The 18,301-nt window shown below is 67.6% G+C and carries 17 protein-coding genes; 8 read left to right on the forward strand and 9 right to left on the reverse strand.

Features of this window, described 5'->3' with window-relative positions; genetic code table 11:
* Positions 1 to 25: 25 nt before the first annotated feature.
* The 6 genes from ACRY_RS05130 to ACRY_RS05155 all read right to left on the reverse strand — a co-directional run bounded on the left by ACRY_RS05130 (position 26) and on the right by ACRY_RS05155 (position 6,768).
* Positions 26 to 1,285 carry an NAD(P)/FAD-dependent oxidoreductase gene (locus ACRY_RS05130; RefSeq protein ID WP_007421361.1) on the reverse strand — a complete coding sequence of 420 codons (1,260 nt, stop codon included), beginning with the start codon at positions 1,283 to 1,285 and terminating at the stop codon, positions 26 to 28.
* A 5-nt stretch (positions 1,286 to 1,290) separates the two neighbouring features.
* Positions 1,291 to 2,631, reverse strand: coding sequence for a glutamine synthetase family protein (locus ACRY_RS05135; RefSeq protein WP_007421362.1), 1,341 nt, complete (start codon positions 2,629 to 2,631; stop codon positions 1,291 to 1,293).
* 135 nt (positions 2,632 to 2,766) lie between these two features.
* Positions 2,767 to 3,843, reverse strand: a complete 1,077-nt coding sequence (locus ACRY_RS05140; protein WP_011941593.1) for a polyamine ABC transporter substrate-binding protein — start codon at positions 3,841 to 3,843, stop codon at positions 2,767 to 2,769.
* A gap of 72 nt (positions 3,844 to 3,915) precedes the next feature.
* The gene (locus tag ACRY_RS05145; RefSeq protein WP_007421364.1) at positions 3,916 to 4,758 is read right to left on the reverse strand and encodes an ABC transporter permease; all 843 of its coding nucleotides are present in this window, start codon (positions 4,756 to 4,758) and stop codon (positions 3,916 to 3,918) included.
* A 7-nt stretch (positions 4,759 to 4,765) separates the two neighbouring features.
* Positions 4,766 to 5,698, reverse strand: a complete 933-nt coding sequence (locus ACRY_RS05150; RefSeq protein ID WP_007421365.1) for an ABC transporter permease — start codon at positions 5,696 to 5,698, stop codon at positions 4,766 to 4,768.
* Positions 5,695 to 6,768, reverse strand: coding sequence for an ABC transporter ATP-binding protein (locus ACRY_RS05155; protein ID WP_231295348.1), 1,074 nt, complete (start codon positions 6,766 to 6,768; stop codon positions 5,695 to 5,697). Before ACRY_RS05155 ends, ACRY_RS05150 begins: the two co-directional genes overlap by 4 nt.
* A 423-nt stretch (positions 6,769 to 7,191) precedes the next feature.
* On the opposite strand from ACRY_RS05155, the gene ald reads away from it, so the two are divergent.
* Genes ald through ACRY_RS05175 form a run of 5 tightly spaced genes read left to right on the forward strand, consistent with a single transcriptional unit; the run spans position 7,192 to position 11,913 of the window.
* Positions 7,192 to 8,307, forward strand: coding sequence for an alanine dehydrogenase (ald, locus tag ACRY_RS05160; RefSeq protein WP_007421367.1), 1,116 nt, complete (start codon positions 7,192 to 7,194; stop codon positions 8,305 to 8,307).
* 2 nt (positions 8,308 to 8,309) lie between these two features.
* Positions 8,310 to 8,921: a cupin domain-containing protein gene (locus ACRY_RS05165; RefSeq protein ID WP_007421368.1), complete on the forward strand. Its 612-nt coding sequence runs from the start codon at positions 8,310 to 8,312 to the stop codon at positions 8,919 to 8,921.
* A gap of 52 nt (positions 8,922 to 8,973) precedes the next feature.
* Positions 8,974 to 9,117 carry a capsid protein gene (locus tag ACRY_RS19615; RefSeq protein ID WP_138919125.1) on the forward strand — a complete coding sequence of 48 codons (144 nt, stop codon included), beginning with the start codon at positions 8,974 to 8,976 and terminating at the stop codon, positions 9,115 to 9,117.
* Between the two features lie 56 nt (positions 9,118 to 9,173).
* Positions 9,174 to 10,550, forward strand: a complete 1,377-nt coding sequence (locus ACRY_RS05170; RefSeq protein WP_011941595.1) for an aspartate aminotransferase family protein — start codon at positions 9,174 to 9,176, stop codon at positions 10,548 to 10,550.
* 1 nt (position 10,551) lies between these two features.
* Positions 10,552 to 11,913, forward strand: a complete 1,362-nt coding sequence (locus ACRY_RS05175; protein WP_007421370.1) for a glutamine synthetase family protein — start codon at positions 10,552 to 10,554, stop codon at positions 11,911 to 11,913.
* A gap of 12 nt (positions 11,914 to 11,925) precedes the next feature.
* On the opposite strand, the gene ACRY_RS05180 is transcribed toward ACRY_RS05175, so the two are convergent.
* Positions 11,926 to 13,014 carry a PA0069 family radical SAM protein gene (locus tag ACRY_RS05180; protein ID WP_011941596.1) on the reverse strand — a complete coding sequence of 363 codons (1,089 nt, stop codon included), beginning with the start codon at positions 13,012 to 13,014 and terminating at the stop codon, positions 11,926 to 11,928.
* Positions 13,015 to 13,102: 88 nt separating this feature from the next.
* Entirely contained in the window at positions 13,103 to 14,545 is a 1,443-nt protein-coding gene (locus ACRY_RS05185; protein ID WP_011941597.1) for a mannose-1-phosphate guanylyltransferase/mannose-6-phosphate isomerase, read from the reverse strand.
* An 85-nt stretch (positions 14,546 to 14,630) separates the two neighbouring features.
* On the opposite strand from ACRY_RS05185, the gene ACRY_RS05190 reads away from it, so the two are divergent.
* Both ACRY_RS05190 and ACRY_RS05195 read left to right on the forward strand, forming a co-directional pair.
* Positions 14,631 to 15,419: a creatininase family protein gene (locus ACRY_RS05190; protein ID WP_011941598.1), complete on the forward strand. Its 789-nt coding sequence runs from the start codon at positions 14,631 to 14,633 to the stop codon at positions 15,417 to 15,419.
* The gene (locus tag ACRY_RS05195) at positions 15,416 to 16,339 is read left to right on the forward strand and encodes an EamA family transporter (protein ID WP_011941599.1); all 924 of its coding nucleotides are present in this window, start codon (positions 15,416 to 15,418) and stop codon (positions 16,337 to 16,339) included. The genes ACRY_RS05190 and ACRY_RS05195 overlap by 4 nt, the downstream gene beginning before the upstream one ends.
* Before the next feature lie 30 nt (positions 16,340 to 16,369).
* Here the strand turns inward: ACRY_RS05195 and ispD are convergent, their stop codons facing one another.
* On the reverse strand, positions 16,370 to 17,065 hold the full coding sequence (gene ispD / locus ACRY_RS05200; RefSeq protein ID WP_007421375.1) for a 2-C-methyl-D-erythritol 4-phosphate cytidylyltransferase: 696 nt from the start codon (positions 17,063 to 17,065) through the stop codon (positions 16,370 to 16,372).
* 255 nt (positions 17,066 to 17,320) lie between these two features.
* On the opposite strand from ispD, the gene lpxC reads away from it, so the two are divergent.
* The gene (lpxC, locus tag ACRY_RS05205) at positions 17,321 to 18,271 is read left to right on the forward strand and encodes a UDP-3-O-acyl-N-acetylglucosamine deacetylase (protein WP_011941600.1); all 951 of its coding nucleotides are present in this window, start codon (positions 17,321 to 17,323) and stop codon (positions 18,269 to 18,271) included.
* The last annotated feature ends 30 nt before the right edge of the window (positions 18,272 to 18,301 follow it).

Consider the following 18,301-nt stretch of genomic DNA (forward strand, 5'->3'; position numbering starts at 1 on the left):
CAGGTTGTTGTTTCTGGCAACCCGGTCAGAGCATGTCCCGCAGCCGGAACCAGCTCGTCGCCAGCACCAGCGTCGGCATCCGCAGCAGCGGGCCGCCCGGAAACCGCGCATGCGGAATGCGGGTGAAGGTGTCGAACCGCTCGGCGCGGCCGGCCACCGCCTCGGCCATCAGCCGGCCCGCAAGCCCGGTCAGCGCCACGCCATGTCCTGAAAACCCCTGGGCGAACAGCACGTTGCGGCCGAGCCGGCCGAAATGTGGCAGCCGGTTGCGGGTGATCGCGACATTGCCGCCCCACACATGCTCAGCCCGCGCATCCGCGAGTTGCGGAAAGGCCCGCTTCGCCCGCGCCAGCATCGCCGCGCCGAGATTGGGCGGCGGCAGCGTGGAATAGGACACCCGCCCGCCGAACAGCATCCGGTCGTCGGCGCTGCGGCGGAAATAGTCGAGCACGAAATTGAGGTCCGCCACCGCCTCGTCATGCGGAATGAGATCGCGCACATCCGCCCGCGCCTCGGTCGCGACGATATAGGTGCCGACCGGCATCACATAGCCGGCGATCGGCCGCACCAGCGTGCCGAGATAGGCATTGCCGCAGATCAGCAGATGCCCCGCGCGCACGCTGCCGCGCGCCGTCTTCAGCACCACCTCGTCGCCCGACGTGATCGATGCGACCCGCGTGCCCGTATGGATCACGGCGCCCGCCGCCATCGCCGCATGGGCAAGGCCGAGCGTGTAGTTCAGCGGATGGATATGGCCCGCGACCGGGTCGAGCAGCCCGGCGAGGTAGCGCGGGCTGCGCAGCCGCTCCTGCAGCGCCGCACCGCGCAGCAGCCGGAACCCCTCCAGCCCGAGCGCCTCGAGCTCCCGCTGCCAGGCTTCGAGCTCGCCCACCTGCCGGTCCTTCACCGCCACATGCAGGTAGCCCCGCCGCGGGTCGCACGGCATCGCGAACCGCGCGATCTGCGCGTGCACGAGGTCCACCGCCTCGATCGACATCTCCCACAGCGCCTTCGCCACAGAATCGCCGGCGAGCCGCCGGAGCTTGCCGAGATCGGCGGCGAAGCCCGGCAGCACCTGCCCGCCATTCCGCCCCGAGGCGCCGAAGCCGATGCGCTCGCCCTCCAGCACGACCACGCGATAGCCCCGCTCGGCGAGGTGCAGCGCCGCCGAGCATCCGGTCATTCCCGCGCCGATGATCGCGACATCGCAGCGCAGGTCGCCTTCGAGCGGCGCCGTCGTCGCGTCATACCGCGCCGTGGTCTCGTAGTAGTTCGACAGGGCCATGCGGTTCAGACGTTCAGCAGCAGGTGTTCGCGTTCCCACGAGCTGATCACCCGCAGATAGGTCTCGTATTCGAGCCGCTTCACCGCGACGAACACCTCGACGAGCTTCTGCCCGAGAATGTCGATCAGCGGCCGCGCCTGTTCCATCATCTCGAGCGCGTGCGAGAGTTCGCGCGGCAGCGAATAGGGTTGCGAATAGGCCGAGCCGCGGAAGGCCGGAGTCGGCGTCAGCCCTTCCATCATGCCGAGATAACCGCAGGCGAGCGAGGCGGCGAAGGCGAGATAGGGATTCGCGTCCGCCCCCGGCACGCGGTTCTCGACGCGCATCGCGCCGGCCTCGCCGTAAGGCACACGCAGGCCGCAGGTCCGGTTATCATGCCCCCATTGCAGGTTGATCGGCGCGTTGGAAAACCGCGTGAGCCGGCGATAGGAATTCACGTTCGGCGCGAAGATCGGCATGATCGCCGGAATGTATTTCTGCAATCCGGCAATGAAGGAAAGAAAAAGCTGGCTCGGCCGCCCGTCCTGGTCGGCGAACAGGTTTCGCCCGGTTTCGAGGTCGACCACGCTCTGGTGCACATGCATGGCGCTGCCCGGCTCCTGGCCCATCGGCTTGGCCATGAAGGTGGCATACATGTCGTGGCGCAGCGCGACCTCGCGAACCGTGCGCTTGAAGAGAAACACCTGATCGGCCCGGTTCAGCGGATCGCCGTGCAGGAAGTTGATCTCGACCTGGGCCGCCCCTTCCTCATGGATGAGCGTGTCGAGATCAAGTTCCTGCATTTCGCAGAAATCGTACATCTCCTCGAACAGCGGATCGAATTCGTTCACCGCGTCGATCGAGTAGGATTGCCGCCCGGTTTCCTGCCGCCCGGAGCGGCCGACCGGCGGCACTAACGGGTAGTCAGGGTCGGTATTGCGCCCGACCAGATAGAACTCCAGTTCCGGCGCGAGGACGGGTTGCCAGCCACGCTCCTTGTAGAGTTCGAGCACATGGCGCAGTACCTGCCGTGGCGCGATCGTCACCGGTCGGCCATTCGAATACTGGCAGTCGTGGATGATCTGCGCTGTCGGCTCATGCGCCCAGGGCACGAGGCGGACGGTCGCGGGATCGGGGATCAGATTGATGTCGATGATCGCAGGGTCGGTCAGCGTGTCTTCCGGGTCTTCCGGATATTCTCCCGTCACGGACTGGATGAAAATGCTCTCCGGCAGGCGAGGTGCGCCGCCGCGAAGGAATTTCTGCGCGGGCATGATCTTGCCACGCGGGATGCCGGTAATATCGGGAACCAGACACTCCACTTCAGTGATGCGGTGTTCGTTGAACCATTCGGCCAGGTCGGTCATGTGTGCCTCAGGAGCAGTCCCGGCGGGAACATGATGTTCCACCGGCGACGATGCCCGGTTTCGGATGTGTGGCGTGGGGTCCGCGGTCCCGCCGCCACGGTTCCGGCGCGCCCGGCTCGGGCGCGCCGTCGTCGTTCAGTGCTGGCGGACCGCGGTCCAGATCGCACCGAATTCCTTGGCCTGCGCCGGCGTCAGCGCGGGAAGGAAGCTGAGCCGCTTCATCTGCGCCGCGGTCGGCGTGACCAGCGGCTGCTTGATGGCCTTGTCGAGATACGGCTCCGAGGCCGCATTCGGGCTCGGATACATGTTGAAGTTCGACAGCTCCGCCCCCTCCTTGGCGCCGAGGATGAAGTTGATGAACTTGTAGGCGAGCTCGGGATTCGGTGCGTGGGTCGGGATCGCCATGTTGTCCACCCAGGCCTCCGAGCCTTCCTTGGGCAGGATCCAGCCGATATTGAGGCAGGTCTTGTCAGCATAGCACTGCGCGACGCTGCCGCTCCAGGTCATCCCGATCGCGACGACGCCCTTCTTGAGCTGCTGCATCGTCGGATCGCCATCGACGAAGCCGGAGAAGTTCGGCCGCTTGACCTGCTTCTCGATCAGTTTCGCCGCCTTGATCCAGGCGGCCTTGGTCTTGCAGGCGAAGCCCTCGCCGAGATAGGCGCAGGCCGCCCCGATCAGATCGCGCCCCGAACCCTTCATCATCGAGAACGGGTAGCTCGCGTTGTATTTCGGGTCGAACAGTGCTGCCCAGCTCTCGGGCGGGTTCTTGATCTTGTCCTTGTTGTAGCCGATCACGATCGTGCCCCACTGATAGGGGACGACGTGAGTGTCGTGCGGATCGTAGCTGACGTTCTGGAAGCGCGGCAGCAAATTCTTGAAGTTCGGCAGTTTGGACTTGTCGAGCTTGCGGATCAGCCCCTGCTGGACGAGCTGCGGAATGTAGTAGCTCGACGGGACGACCACGTCATACTGCGAGTCGCCGCCGGCACGCAGCTTCGCGTCGAGTTCGGAATTCGAATCGTAGTACGTCTGCACGACATTGCAGCCGCAATAGGCCTCGAACTTCTTGATCAGGCCCTTGCCGATATAGTCCTGCCAGTTGAACAGGTAGAGCGTCTTGCCCGCGGCATGCGCGGCCGGCGCGCCACCGCCGATCGCGATGAGCGCGGCAAGCGCACCTCCCGCGATCTTCCCCATGAGTCCCTTCATCAAAAACCTCCTGTAGCGTTGATTCATCCGCGTTGCCGCGTCGTCATCCGTTGCCTGTGCGGCTCGTCCGTCTCAGTCTCCAGGTCGCGCGACGAGCTTTCGCGCCCGGTTTCTCGTGAACATGTATTGCAGCAGCCCGGTGCCGATGACGGTGGCGATCATCAGCGTGGCCAGCGCGTTGATGTCGGGCGACACGCCCTTCCGCGCCACCGCGCTGTAGATGTAGATCGGCAGCGTCGTGCTGCCCGGCCCGGCGGTGAAGAAGCTGATCGTGAAATCGTCGATCGACAGCGTGAAGGCGAGCAGGAAACCGCCGATGATCGCCGGCCGGATCACCGGCACGGTCAGGTGCAGGAAGGATTGCCGCGCATCGGCGTAGAGATCGTGCGAGGCCTCGAACATGTTCGGATCGAGCCCCGACAGCCGCGCGAACACCACGAGGGCGACGAACGGTGCCTCGAAGGTGACATGCGCGATGCCCATCGTCAGCAGCCCGGCGGCCAGAAATCCGGTCGCGCTGTGGATGAAGCTGAAGAAGATCAGCTCCGAAATCCCGAACACCAGGCTCGGCATGATGATCGGCGTGTAGATGATCAGGCTCGGCAGCGCGCTGGCGATGCCGGTCGCGTTGCGGTCGCGGTAACGATAGAGGCCGAAGCCCATCAGCGTGCCCAGAGCCGTCCCCAGGATCGAGGAGCCGATCGCCAGCGTCAGCGATCGCCGGAACGCCGCGATGACCTCGGGCGAATGCAGCAGGTCGGCATACCAGTAGAAGGTCTGTCCCTTCGCCAGCGGCGGCGGCGCGAAGGAAAAGATCGCGATCAGAAGGAGTGGCGCATAGAGCAGCAGATAGACCGGCAGGCTCATCGCCAGCAGCGAACGGCGCGTCGATTTTCCCATCGAGATGGCCATCATCCGCGCCTCACATCATGCTCTCTTCGGCGCCGCCGAGCCGCTTGCTCAGCACGCGGAAGGCGAGCAGCCCCGCACAGGTGAACACCAGCATGAAGATCGTCAGCGCCGCCCCGTAGGGCCAGTTCGGCGTTTCCAGGAACTGCGAGGCGATCAGCGAGCCGATCATCATCGACTTGCCGCCGCCGAGCAGCGTCGGCACCACGTAATCGCCGAAGGCCGGGATGACGACGAGGATGATGCCCGAGAGCAGCCCCGGCAGCGTCTGCGGAAACACCGTGTTCCAGAACAGCCTGGGGCCGGAGGCGTAGAGATCCCGCCCGGCCTCGACCAGCGCCCAGTCGAGCTTCTCCGCCGCGGCGTAGAGCGGCACGACCATGTAGGGCAAATAATTGTAGGTCAGCCCGATCTGCATCGCGAGCACGCCCGGAAACAGGCCGAGATGCGGCTGCAGCAGCCCGAGCGACTGCACGAGATGCGACAGCGCCGATTCCGGCCCGAGCAGCTCCATCCATGCATAGGTCCGCACCACCTGGTTGGTCCAGGACGGCAGCACGATGAACAGCAGCAGAAGTGGCCGCGCCGCCGGCGGGCGGGTGACGATGTAGAACACGACCGGATAGGCGAACAGCACCGTCAGCACGCCGGCGCTCATTGCCTGGATGAGCGACCGCACGAGCACCGTGATGTTGCCGGAACTCCAGCCCAGGATCGAATAGCCGGCAACCTCGCGCAACGGCTGCAGGGTTAGCGGCAATTCGGGTCCACCATAGCTGCCCGAGGTGAAGAAACCGATGCCGAGCAAAATGGCGCTCGGCAATACGAGGAACAGCACGATCCAGGTGAGGCCCGGCCCGGCGGTGACCCAAAGCCGCAAGGCGCGGCCGAGGCGCTCCGCCCGCGCGGCACTGCCTCGCCGTGCGTCTGCCGTCGTTGCGCTCATGAGCCGATGAGCACGATATTTTCGGGCTTCAGCTCGCAGGTCACCGCCTCGCCGGGCCGCCAGCTGCGTTCGGCCGCCTGGTTGTTGGTGTCGTAGACGAGCAGCGGCGCGCCATTTTCCAGCTCCACCCGATACTGCGTCGAGGCGCCCATGTAGATCGCCTCGCGCACCACGCCGGCAACCATGTTCGGCCGCCCCGTCGGTGCGCCGCTTTCGCTGTACATCCAGATCTTCTCGGGCCGGATCATCGCCGTGCCGGAGGCCGGATCCGGGTTGCCGATCGCCAGCGGCCCGAGCGGCGTGTCAATCAGCCCGCCGGGCAGGGCGGTGACTGGCCAGATATTCGACAGCCCCAGGAATTCGGCGACGAAAACGCTCGAAGGCCGCTCATACACATCAAGCACCGGTCCGACCTGGAGCAGCCGCCCGCGCTGCATCACCCCGATCCGGTCGCTCATCACCAGCGCCTCGTGCTGATCGTGGGTGACGAAAATGAAGGTCATGCCAAGCCTTTTCTGCATCCGCATCAGCTCGACCTGCAATTCCGCGCGCAGCTTGGCGTCGAGCGCGGAAAGCGGTTCGTCGAGCAGGACCACCTCGGGCTCGTTGACCAGCGCGCGGGCGAGGGCAACGCGCTGGCGCTGCCCGCCGGAAAGCTGCGCCGGATTGCGATTGGCGAAGGCGTCGATCTGCAGCAGTTCCATGATCCGCCGTGTCCGCTCGCGCCGTTCGGCCTTCGCGACCCCCCGCATCCGCAGCCCGAAGGCGATGTTCTCCGCCACCGTCAGATGCGGGAACAGCGCATAGGACTGGAACACCGTGTTCACCGGGCGGCGATGCGCCGGCACCGCCTGCATCTCTCGCCCGGAGACCAGGATGCGTCCGGAATCGGGTGTCTCGAAACCGGCGATCATGCGCAGCAACGTGGTCTTGCCGCAGCCGGAAGGGCCGAGCAGCGTGAAGAATTCGCCTCGATGTATCACCAGATTGATGCGGTCTACGGCAACGACATCGGCGGCGAAAACGCGGCTGATGTCTTCGAGGACAATCTGGCCGCGTCGATCGGCCACGGCCGGTTCGCTTGCTGCGTCGTGCGGTTTCATGGCCGCCGAGACTACCGGGCCCGCCATCAGCCGCAAGCCCCCGTTGATGACGTTCGCGCGGCGCCACGGCGTTCCGGCGCAGTAATCCACTTCATGCGATCTCCCAGCTTTCGGGCAGGTGGTCCCTGCCGGACGGTTCGGTTCTTGTGCTGGCTTATGCTCCCAATGCGCAAAGCATCGCGAAAGTCGCGACGGTCGTCAAGAATAATCAACGACAAAATATCATGATGTCGAAATTTCCCGGGACGGCACAGGATTTCGGTTGAAAGATTTGGTCTTTCTTTGCGGAATGTAAGCGACGATCGCGTAAGCTGGTTGCGCGAGCGGGATGGCGCGGCTAGGCTCTGATTATTATTCTAAACACTACAGCGTCGCGAAAGGATTCTGTCCATGCTGATCGGCGTTCCGCGGGAGATCAAGAACAACGAATTCCGGGTCGGCCTCACGCCCGCTTCGGTGCGCGAGCTGCACGCAAACGGCCACCGCGTGCTGGTTGAAACCGGCGCGGGGGAGGGGATCGGCATGGACGATGCGGCCTATGTGCGCGCCGGTGCCGCCATCGCCGCGGATGCCGCAACCGTCTTTGCCGAAGCCGAGATGATCGTGAAGGTGAAGGAGCCGCAGCCCGAGGAATGCCGCCGCCTGCGCCCGGGTCAGATCCTCTTCACCTATCTCCACCTCGCCCCCGATCCGGAGCAGGCGAAGCTGCTGATGCAGTCGGGCGCCATCGCCATCGCCTACGAAACCGTGACCGACGCGCAAGGCCGCCTGCCGCTGCTGGCGCCGATGAGCGAGGTCGCCGGCCGCATGGCGGTGCAGGTCGGTGCCGTGTCGCTGCAGAAGGCCGCAGGCGGCTTCGGCGTCCTGCTCGCCGGCGTGCCCGGCGTGCCGCCTGCCCATGTGGTCGTGCTCGGCGGCGGCGTGGTCGGCACTAACGCGGCCCGCATCGCTCTCGGCATGGGCGCCGATGTCACCATCCTCGACAAGTCGATCGCCCGCCTCGCCCAGCTCGACGATCTCTACGGGCCGCGGCTGAAAACGATGTTCTCCACCACGGAAGCGCTGGAGCAGACCGTCTTCAACGCCGATCTCGTCATCGGCGCGGTCCTCGTCCCCGGCGCCTCGGCGCCGAAGCTGGTCACGCGCGACATGCTCGGCCACATGCGCCGCGGCGCCGTGCTGGTCGATGTCGCGATCGACCAGGGCGGCTGCTTCGAGACCAGCAAGCCCACCACGCACGACAACCCGACCTACGTGGTCGACGGCGTCGTGCATTACTGCGTCGCCAACATGCCGGGCGCCGTCCCCCGCACCTCGACCTTCGCCCTCGCCCAGGCGACGCTGCCCTACGCGCTGCGCCTCGCCGGGCAGGGCTGGCGCGAGGCCCTTCGCGCCGATCCGCATCTGCGCGCCGGTCTCAACGTCGCTAACGGGCGGATCGTCCACCCGGCGGTCGCGGCCGCCCTCGGTCACGACCTGCTGCCGGTCGAGCAGGTTCTCGCCTGAGCATGGACGCCGACGCGCCCGAACCGCCAGACCCTCCCGATCCATCCGATCCGGCAACCGCCGCCGATGCGGGCGTCGGCGCGCGTTTGCGCCGGATGCGCCAGATCTTCGGCCTCACCCAGCGCGAGCTTGCCCGTCGCGCCGGCGTGACCAACGGCGCCATTTCGCTGATCGAGCAGGGGCGGGTCAGCCCGTCGATCTCCTCGCTGAAGAAAATCCTCGATGGCATCCCGATGTCCCTCGCCGAGTTCTTCACGCTCGATCTGACCGCGCCGGAGGATGTGTTCTTCACCGCCGCCGACCTTACCGAAATCGCCTTCGACGAGCGGATCTCCTTCCGCATGGTCGGTCGGCGCCTGAAGGACCGGGCGTTGCAGATGCTGCACGAAACCTACAGCCCCGGCGCCGATACCGGCGAGGCGATGCTCCGTCACGAGGGCGAGGAGGCTGGCGTCATCATCCGCGGCCGCATCGTCGTCACCGTCGGCGACCAGGAACGCACCCTCGGCGCCGGCGAGGCCTACTATTTCCGCAGCCGGATCCCGCATCGCTTCCGCAACCCGTTCGACGAGGTCTGCGAGGTGATCAGCGCCAACACACCGCCGAGCTTCTGAACCGGCACATTCCGGTTGAACAGCGCCGCCGGAGCCGATACTGTGTCACGCGATGACACGCTTCGGTGAAACCAGGTCCGATCCGGCCCGCCGCGCGGCGACGCTCCGCCTCGTCGCCCCGCGCGCCGGCCTCGACCTGCAAGCCGAGATGCTGCGCCTCTGCGCGCGAATCGGTTTCAGCCCGCCCCGCTCCTGATCGTTGCCGTCACGCGGCCCCGGCCGTCACCCACGCACGACACAACGGAGTAGATCATGTCCGACCAGACCATTGCCTTCGACTGGCAGGCGGCCGACGCTGCCCACCATCTCCACCCGTTTTCCGACCACAAATCCCTCCACGAGGGGCGCGTCCGCATCATCACCGGCGGTGACGGCGTCTGGCTGACCGACGATCAGGGCCGCCGCGTCCTCGATGCGATGGCCGGCCTCTGGTGCGTCGCCGCCGGCTACGGGCGCGAGGAACTGGTCGAGGCTTCGGCGGCGCAGATGCGCGCGCTGCCCTTCTACAACACCTTCTTCAAGACCTCGACGCGCCCGGTCATCGCCCTCGCCGAGCGTCTCGCCGCGATGGCGCCGGGCGACCTGAACCACGCCTTCTTCGCCTGCTCCGGCTCCGAAGCGGTCGATACCGCGCTGCGCATGGCCCGCACCTACTGGATCACACGCGGCAAGCCCGCCAAGCGCATCGTCATCGGCCGCGAATACGGCTATCACGGCTCGACCACGCTGGGTGCTGCCGCCGGCGGGATGAAGGACATGCACCGCCAGGGTGCCGCGCTGCCCGACTTCGCCCATATCATGCCGCCCTACTGGTATGGCCGCGGCAGCCAGATGGACCCGGCCGAATTCGGCGTGCACGCCGCCCGCGCGCTGGAAGCGAAAATCGCCGAACTCGGGGCCGACAACATCGCCGCCTTCATCGGCGAGCCGATCCAGGGCGCCGGCGGCGTCATCATCCCGCCCGCGACCTACTGGCCGGAAATCCAGCGCATCTGCCGCGAGAACGACATCCTGCTGATCGCCGACGAGGTGATCTGCGGCTTCGGCCGCACCGGCCGCATGTTCGGCTGCGAAACCTTCGGCATCCAGCCTGACATGATGACCCTCGCCAAGGCCATCACCTCCGGCTACGCGCCGCTCTCCGCCGTCATGGTGGGCGACCGCGTGGCCGAGGTGCTGATCAACGAGACCGGCGAGTTCTATCACGGCTTCACCTATTCCGGTCATCCGGTCTCCTGCGCCGTCGCCCTCGCCAATCTCGACATCATCGAGCGCGAGGATCTTGCCGCCCGCGCCGCCGCCAGCGGCGAGATCCTGCGCGAAAGGCTGCATGCCGCGCTGGACGACCTGCCGATCGTCGGCGAGATCCGCGGCGTCGGCCTGATCGGCGCGATCGAGCTGACCGCCGACCGGCGCACCCGCCGCCCCTTCGAGAAGACGGGCCGCGTCGGCACGATCTGCCGCGACCACTGCTTCGCCAACGACCTGGTGATGCGCGCGGTGCGCGACACGATGGTGTTCGCGCCGCCGCTGATCATCGGCGAAGCGGAAATCGATGACATGGTCGCCCGCGCCCGTCGCGCCATCACCGCGACGATGGATGAAGTGCGCGGCGAGATGGCGGTCTGACATGGACGCGATGGCGGCGTCGGCGGACCGGCGCGCGCTGCTCGCCGATTGCGAGCTGATCGAGGCGTTCATCATCGATGTGAACGGCGTTCCCCGCGGCAAGTGGCTGCAGCGCGACCGGGCGGACGCGCTGTTTACCGGCGGCGTCGCCCTGCCGCGCTCGGCCTACCTGCTCGACATCTGGGGGCGGGACATCGTCGAGGGCGGCATCGCCTTCGACACCGGCGACCCGGACGGCAAGTGCTTCGCCGTGCCGCACAGCGTCGCCATCATGCCCTGGGCCGAGGGCCGCGCCGCCCAGGCGCTGCTCACCATGCAGGAGCCGGACGGCTCGCTCTTCTACGCCGATCCGCGCGGCGTGCTGTCCCGCGTGATCGACCGCCTCGCCGCGCGCGGCCTCACCGCGGCGGTCGGGATCGAGCTGGAATTCTACCTGCTCGACCCGAACCGGACCGGTGGGCAGCGTGTCGCCCCGCGCGGCGCCGATGAAAGCCACTGGCGCGGGTGGCAGACGGATACGCTGGGGCTCTGGGAGATCCACGACTACGAACCCGTGCTGCGCGATCTTCTGCGCGCGGCGGACGCCCAGTCGATCGCGCTCGACACGCTGATCAGCGAGAACGGCCCCGGCCAGTTCGAGGTCACGCTGCACTACGCGGCGGATGCGCTGCGCATGGCCGACGATGCGGTGCTGTTCAAGCGCTCGGTCAAGCACATCGCCCGCAAGCACGGCCTCGCCGCGACCTTCATGGCCAAGCCCTTCGGCAACTGGGCCGGCAGCGGCATGCATGTCCATGTTTCGCTGCTCGACCGCGCCGGCCGCAACGTCTTCACCGGCGATGCCGCGCGCGCCGCCCCGGCACTCTACCATGCGCTCGGCGGCCTCGTCGCGGCGATGCCGGACACGATGCTGACCTTCGCCCCGCACGCCAATTCCTACCGCCGCTTCGCCCCCGGCACCCATGCGCCCGTCTTTGGCGACTGGGGGCACGACAACCGCATGTCCTCGATCCGGGTGATCAATGCCGACCCCGCCGCGGCCCGCATCGAGCACCGCGTCGCCGGGGCCGACTGCAATCCCTATCTCGTCCTCGCCGCCCTGCTCGGCGCGATGGACAAGGGGATCGGGGAGGGGGCCGATCCGGGCGAGGAAACCTTCGGCGACAAGGTGGCCGCCACCGCGCCGCGCCTGCCAATCGCCTGGAGCCAGGCCACCGAGCGCTTCGCCAGCTCGCCCCTTACCCGCGCGATCTTCGGCGAAAGCTTCCAGTCCATCTTCGCCGCCTGCAAGCGCCAGGAAATCGCCGAGTTCCGTCGCCGGATCTCGGACGTCGAGTACGACGCCTATCTGAAGAACGCCTGACCCGGCGCCACGTCAGAACAGCGAAAGCTGGGCGGATGCCGCCTTCGCCGGCGGCTTCGCGAACTGCCCGCAATCGAGCGGCGGCGGCGCGTCGCTCAGCCCGAACTGCCGCGCCGCCCGGTGGAAGCGCGCGCGCAGCAGCGCGGCATATGCGCCGGTGCCGCGGAACCGGCTGCCGAACGCGGCATCGTTGAGCGCGCCGCCGCGGGTCTGGCGGATCAGGCTCAGCACATGCGCGGCACGGTCGGGCATGGTGCGCTTCAGCCAGTCCTCGAACAATGCGCCGAGTTCATGCGGCAGGCGCAGCAGGATGGCGCTGGCGCAGGACGCGCCGGCCTTGGCGCTCGCCTCGAGAATCCGCTCGAGCTCGGCGTCGTTCACCCCCGGTATCATCGGCGCCGCCAGCACGCCGACCGGAATTCCCGCCGCCTTCAGTCCGGTGATCGCATCGAGCCGCCGCCCCGGCGCCGCCGCGCGCGGCTCCATCGCCCGCGCGAGTCGCGCGTCCAGCGTCGTCACCGAGAGGTGCACACGGGCCAGGTTGCGCGCTGCCATCCGCCCGAGAATGTCGACATCCCGCAGCACCCCGGCCGACTTGGTGACGATGGACACCGGATGCCCGAACCGCTCCAGAACTTCCAGCACCGCGCGGGTCAGCCGCAGCTGCCGCTCCACCGGCTGATACGGGTCGGTGTTCGATCCGAGCACGATCGGCGCCGCCTGGTAGCCCTTGCGCGAAAGCTCCCGTTCCAGAAGCGTCGCCGCCTCCGGCTTGAAGACCAGCTTCGTCTCGAAATCGAGCCCCGGCGACATGCCGATCCACGCATGGGTCGGCCGCGCATAGCAATAGATGCAGCCATGCTCGCAGCCCCGATAGGGATTCAGCCCGCGATCGAAGCCGAGATCCGGGCTGTCGTTCCGGCTGATGACCGATTTCGTCGCATCGCGGATCAGCACGGTGGCCGGTGGCGGCGGCGCTTCGTCCAGCGTGCCCCAACCGTCATCGAATGCGTCCTGCCGCACCGTCTCGAACCGGTTCGGCGGGTCCAGTCTTGTGCCGCGACCATCCGGCCGCAGCTTTCGGGGAATGACCGTTTCCATGTTCTCGTTCCGTTCTTGGTCAACACACCGGAATTCCGGCGCGAAGTCAAGAACAAAAACGGAACATGGACTGTTTCAGCTACGCCCGTCAGCTACGCCCGTATGTATCCTCGAAGCGGACGATGTCGTCCTCGCCGAGATACGAGCCCGACTGCACCTCGATCAGGGTCAGCGGAATCTTGCCCGGGTTCTCCATCCGGTGCACGCAGCCGAGCGGCAGGTAGATGCTCTCGTTCTCGCGCACGAGAAGCGTCTCCTCGTCCCGCGTCACCAGCGCCGAGCCGGCCACCACCACCCAGTGCTCCGCGCGGTGGAAATGCTTTTGCAGGCTGAGCTTCGCGCCCGGCATCACCACGATACGCTTCACCTGGAAGCGGTCGCCCTGGATCAGGCTCTCATAGAACCCCCAGGGGCGGTAGACGCGGTTGTGATCCTCGGCCTCGGGGCGCTTCAGCCGCTTGAGCGCGTCCACCACGCGCTTGACGTTCTGCGCCTTGTCGCGGTGCGCGACCAGCACGGCATCCGGCGTTGTGACCACAACGGTATTCTCGAGGCCGAGCACCGCCGTCACCGCGCCGTCGCTGCGGACATAGCAACCCGTCGAGTCCTCGATCACCGCATCGCCGAGCGCCGCGTTGCCTGCCGCATCCTTCTCCGCGATCTCCCAGATCGCAGACCACGAGCCGACATCCGACCAGCCGAGCGAGGCCGGCACGACCACGGCGCGATCGGTCTTTTCCGCAATCGCATAGTCGATGCTGATTTCCGGCGAGCCGCGAAAGGCCTCCGCATCGAGCCGGATGAAATCGAGGTCGGGGCGGCGCGTGTCGAATGCCGCGCGCACGCTGCGGGCAACTTCGGGAGCGAGGCGCTCCATTTCCGACAGCATGGTCCGGGCGGTGGCGACGAACATGCCTGAATTCCAGTAATGCCGTCCGTCGGCGATCAGCGTCGCCGCCGTCGCGGCATCGGGTTTCTCGACGAAGCGGGCGATGCGGAACGCGCCATGATGCCCGGCGAGCGCCTCGCCCTGCTCGATATAGCCATAGCCGGTCTCGGCCACGCTCGGCCGCATGCCGAAGGTCACGATGTGACCCTCCCGCGCGGCGGCGGCGGCGATGCCAAGCGCCTGGCCGAGGGCGGCCGCATCCGCGATCGAGGCATCCGCGGCCATGATCCACATGACCTGATCCGGATCGCCCTCCGCCACCAGGAACGCGGCGGCCGCGATCGCCGGCGCGCTGTTGCGCCCGACGGGTTCGAGCAGGATCCGCGCCCCCGTGTGCCCGCTGCCGCGCAACTGCTCGGCGACGATGAAGCGGTGCTCGTCGTTCGCCACCACGATGGGTGCCGCGAACAGCTCGCCCTGCGCGCGCGACGCCGTCTCCTGCAACATGGTGCGCGAGGAGATCAGGGGCCAGAATTGCTTGGGATAGGATTTGCGCGACACAGGCCACAGCCGCGTGCCGGTCCCCCCCGCAAGAATGACCGGAACGATTCCGGCGTCGCGCGCTTGTGTCTGATCAGGCATGCAGGCTCCCCCAAATCATCGCAGCTTCATTGCCAGCGGGCCGCCATTGCGTCCAGCATGGCGTCGTGTGGAACAGGATGAAAAAATGGAAAAGACCGGGCTCGACGATCTGACAAGCGCCGAACTGCGCGCCCTGCTGCCGCGCCGCCCGCTCGTGCTCCTGCCGCTCGGCAGCCAGGAGGATCAGGGCGCCCACGCACCGATGGGCGATTTCCGCCTCGCCGCCGCCCTGGCCGGGCGGATCGCGCGGGCGGCAACCGAGGCCGGCACATTGACGCTCGCCGCACCCGCGCTGCCCTTCGGCGCGGCGGACCATTTCGGCGCGGTTCCCGGCGGCCTCGCCCTCGCGCCCGCGACATTCCGCGCCGTACTCGCCGACCTGATCGCCGATCTCCGGCGCACCGGTCTCGACCGCATCGTCATCCTCAACGGTCATGGCGGCAACGCGCCGCTGGTGCATGAGGTCACCCTCTCGATCCGCCGCGCCGGCGGGCCGATCATCCCTTCGTTCTACCTCTGGAAGGTCGCCCGCCGGCTGATGGAGCGGCGCATCGGCCCCGCTGCCGGCCGGTTCGGCCACGGCGCCGAGCCGCTCGCCTCGATCACCCTGGCCCTCCGCCCCGATGCCGCGCGCCCCGACCTCGCGGTGAAGCCCGCACCCGGCGCCAGATTGCTCGGCTGCCCGGTCATCGGCTTCGGCACGATCGGCTTCGAGGACGTCGAGATCGACGCTCCGGCCGAATATCCCGAAATCGCCCCGTCCTCCGCCACGGCTGACGCCACCGGCGCCGATCCCGCCCTCGGCGCCGCCGTCATCGCCGACCTCATCGCCCTCGCCGTCCGGTTCTGCGCCCATGTGGCCTCCCTGACATGAGCGTCGTTCCCGCCTGGATTCCGATCACCATCGCCGCCGCCCTGTTCCAGGTCTGGCGCACGGCGCTGCAGGCCCGGCTGCGCGGCGCGCTCAGCGCCCCGGCGGCGGGCTTCGTCCGCTTCGTCTATGCTCTGCCGGCCGATATCCTGCTGCTCGGCGCCGCCCTCTTCCTGCTCCGGCGGTCCCTGCCGGCGATCCCGCCCGCCTTCGTGCTCGATTGTCTTGCCGGCGGCGTCGCGCAGATCTTCGGCACCATGTTGCTGATCATGGCCTTCGGCCATCGCAACTTCGTGGTCGGCACCGCCTATGCGAAGACCGAGGCGGCGCAGCTCGTCATCTTTTCCGTCCTCGTCCTTGGCGTGCGCATCCCGCCCGAGGCGATCGTCGGCATCATGCTTGCCGTCGCCGGCGTTCTCGCGCTGTCCTTCGCCGGCCAGAAATTCTCGGCCGCCGACCTGCTGCGCGCCTCGGCGCAGCCCGCCGCCCTTTGCGGTCTCGGCTCGGGCTTCAGCTTCGCCGTCACCGCGATCCTGCTGCGCAACGCAACACTGACGCTTGGCGCCGACACGCCGGTCCTGCTCAAGGCGCTGCTGACCCTGACCGTGACCAACGCCCTGCAAACCTTGGCACAGGGCGGCTTCATGGCGTTGCGGAACCGGGCCGAGCTTGCGAAATGCTTCACCCTCTGGCACCGCGCCGCGCCGGTCGGCGTGCTCTCGGCCTTCGGCTCCGGCTGCTGGTTCGCCGGATTCGCGCTGACCAACGTCGCCCTGGTGCGTGGCCTTGGCCAGATCGAGATCCTGTTCACCCTCGCGGTCGGCCATTTCTTCCTGCGCGAACGCACCAAACGCGGCGAGATCACCGGCCTCGTGCTGGTCGGGCTTGGAGTCGTGCTGATCGCGGCGGCCGGAATCGGTTAAGGCGTCGCGCCGGGGCCGGGCAGGGCGGCCCTATCCCGCGAGTGCGCGCGCCCGTTCGCGAAGCAGCGCCTCGGCCCGCAGCAGGTCGGCCTCCGTGGTGATCTTGAAATTCTCCTCGCTGCCCGGAACCATCTCGATCGCCAGCCCCGCGAGTTCGGCGACCGCGCAGTCATCGGTGAAATCCCGCCCCCGATGCGCCGTCTGCGCCAGTCGGTGCGCGCCGAGAATTGCGTCATAGCGGAACCCCTGCGGCGTCTGTGCCCGCCACAGATCGGCGCGGTCCACCGTGCCGGTCACGATCGCGCCGCTGCAGCGTTTCAGCGTATCGGTCACCGGCACGCCCACCACGGCGCCCGGCACGCGGTCGAGCGCGCCGATCACCGCGCCGATCACGTCCGGCGCCACGAATGGCCGCACCCCGTCATGGATCAGCACCCTCTCCGGTGCGACGCTGGCGATCGCCTCAAGCCCGTTGCGCACCGATTCCTGCCGCGAGGCGCCGCCAGCGACCGGTTCCGGCAGGCCAAGCCCCGACATCGCCTCGTCATACAGCGCGCGGTCCGCCGGATTGATCACCACGAACACGGCGCGCATCGAGGCATGCCGGCGCAGTGCCTCCGCCGTGCGGCGAAGGATCGGCACGCCGTCGAGCAGGCGATACTGTTTTGGAATGGGCCCGCCGAGGCGATGGCCCCGGCCGGCGGCGACGATCAGTGCAACGGTCATGCGGTCCCCGGCTCGGCGCGGCGGCGCCGCGCTTCGGCTCCCTGAAAGCAGAACCGGCCGGCAAAGGCAAACCGCCTGGCGCGGGCTTGTGATCGGATTATGTCAGCCCCGCCACGAAAACAACAAAATCATAGGCTTATACAGAAATAATCAGAAATATTCATTGATTTCCCCATAACGTCCGACCGGGCTAGTTTGCAGCGCAATAAGGATGGCGGTCGGCCATCCTGCGCTCACCGACAAGGCTTCTATTAGATGATGTATGCCGCCGCACAGTTTCATGGCCATGTCGCACCCGGGCAGGATGTCCCGGTGCCGCGACGTGGGCTGAGAGCGGCGATCTCCTGCCGCGGCGTCGGGCTGCACGGCGGCCAGGAGGTGAATTTGCGTTTTGCCGCCGCCGAGCCGGGCAGCGGCATCCGCTTCCGCCGGACCGATCTTGGCGTCACGATTCCGGCCCGTCACGATCTCGTGGCCGACACCAGGCTCTGCACCGTGCTGGCCGATCCGGCCCGGCCGGAGGCGCGTATCGGCACGGTCGAGCATGTGATGGCCGCGCTCGCAGGCCTCGGTATCGACGATGCGCTGGTCGAGGTCGATGGCCCGGAAATCCCCATCCTGGACGGGTCGGCGGCCGAGTTCGTCTTCCTTCTCAACTGTTCCGGCATCGTCGAGACAGGCTTGCCGCGCGACATCATCGAAATCCGCCGCCCGGTCCGCGTGAGCGACGGCTCTGCCTTCGCCGAGCTGCGGCCCGCGGCGCAAGGCGAGTATGGCTTCTCCGCCGCGCTCCAGATCGACTTTCCCGCCCGTGCCATCGGCCGCCAGGCCCTCTCGCTCGAGATCACGCCCGAGAGCTTCGCCGCCGAACTGGCCCGCGCCCGCACGTTCACCATGAAGCAGGACATCGATCGCCTGCGCGAGGCCGGGCTTGCCCTCGGCGGCACGCTCGCCAACGCCGTGGTGGTCGACGGCGATGAGGTGATCAACCCCGAGGGCCTGCGCAGCCCGGATGAATTCGTCCGCCACAAGCTGCTCGACGTGGTGGGCGATCTCGCCCTCGCTGGCGCCGCGATCCGCGGCCGCTTTGTCGGTGCCCGCACCGGCCACCGGCTCAACAATCTGCTGCTCCGCGCCCTGTTCGCCGATCGTGCGAACTACCGCTTCGCCGGCGTGGCGGAGCCGGACCTCGCCGCCGTTGCGTGACGCGGGGCGCCACCGCCCGCGGCGCTGCCA

This window comes from Acidiphilium cryptum JF-5 (assembly GCF_000016725.1).
Classification (GTDB): domain Bacteria; phylum Pseudomonadota; class Alphaproteobacteria; order Acetobacterales; family Acetobacteraceae; genus Acidiphilium; species Acidiphilium multivorum.

Coding starts and splice junctions, on each gene's coding strand:
- ACRY_RS05145 (WP_007421364.1), bottom strand. CDS start 4,758: ATGATGGCCATCTCGATGGGAAAATCGACGCGCCGTTCGCTGCTGGCG.
- ald (WP_007421367.1), top strand. CDS start 7,192: ATGCTGATCGGCGTTCCGCGGGAGATCAAGAACAACGAATTCCGGGTC.
- ACRY_RS05165 (WP_007421368.1), top strand. CDS start 8,310: ATGGACGCCGACGCGCCCGAACCGCCAGACCCTCCCGATCCATCCGAT.
- ACRY_RS05190 (WP_011941598.1), top strand. CDS start 14,631: ATGGAAAAGACCGGGCTCGACGATCTGACAAGCGCCGAACTGCGCGCC.
- ACRY_RS05185 (WP_011941597.1), bottom strand. CDS start 14,545: ATGCCTGATCAGACACAAGCGCGCGACGCCGGAATCGTTCCGGTCATT.
- ACRY_RS05150 (WP_007421365.1), bottom strand. CDS start 5,698: ATGAGCGCAACGACGGCAGACGCACGGCGAGGCAGTGCCGCGCGGGCG.
- ACRY_RS05130 (WP_007421361.1), bottom strand. CDS start 1,285: ATGGCCCTGTCGAACTACTACGAGACCACGGCGCGGTATGACGCGACG.
- lpxC (WP_011941600.1), top strand. CDS start 17,321: ATGATGTATGCCGCCGCACAGTTTCATGGCCATGTCGCACCCGGGCAG.
- ispD (WP_007421375.1), bottom strand. CDS start 17,065: ATGACCGTTGCACTGATCGTCGCCGCCGGCCGGGGCCATCGCCTCGGC.
- ACRY_RS05170 (WP_011941595.1), top strand. CDS start 9,174: ATGTCCGACCAGACCATTGCCTTCGACTGGCAGGCGGCCGACGCTGCC.
- ACRY_RS05195 (WP_011941599.1), top strand. CDS start 15,416: ATGAGCGTCGTTCCCGCCTGGATTCCGATCACCATCGCCGCCGCCCTG.
- ACRY_RS05175 (WP_007421370.1), top strand. CDS start 10,552: ATGGACGCGATGGCGGCGTCGGCGGACCGGCGCGCGCTGCTCGCCGAT.
- ACRY_RS19615 (WP_138919125.1), top strand. CDS start 8,974: ATGACACGCTTCGGTGAAACCAGGTCCGATCCGGCCCGCCGCGCGGCG.
- ACRY_RS05180 (WP_011941596.1), bottom strand. CDS start 13,014: ATGGAAACGGTCATTCCCCGAAAGCTGCGGCCGGATGGTCGCGGCACA.
- ACRY_RS05140 (WP_011941593.1), bottom strand. CDS start 3,843: ATGAAGGGACTCATGGGGAAGATCGCGGGAGGTGCGCTTGCCGCGCTC.
- ACRY_RS05135 (WP_007421362.1), bottom strand. CDS start 2,631: ATGACCGACCTGGCCGAATGGTTCAACGAACACCGCATCACTGAAGTG.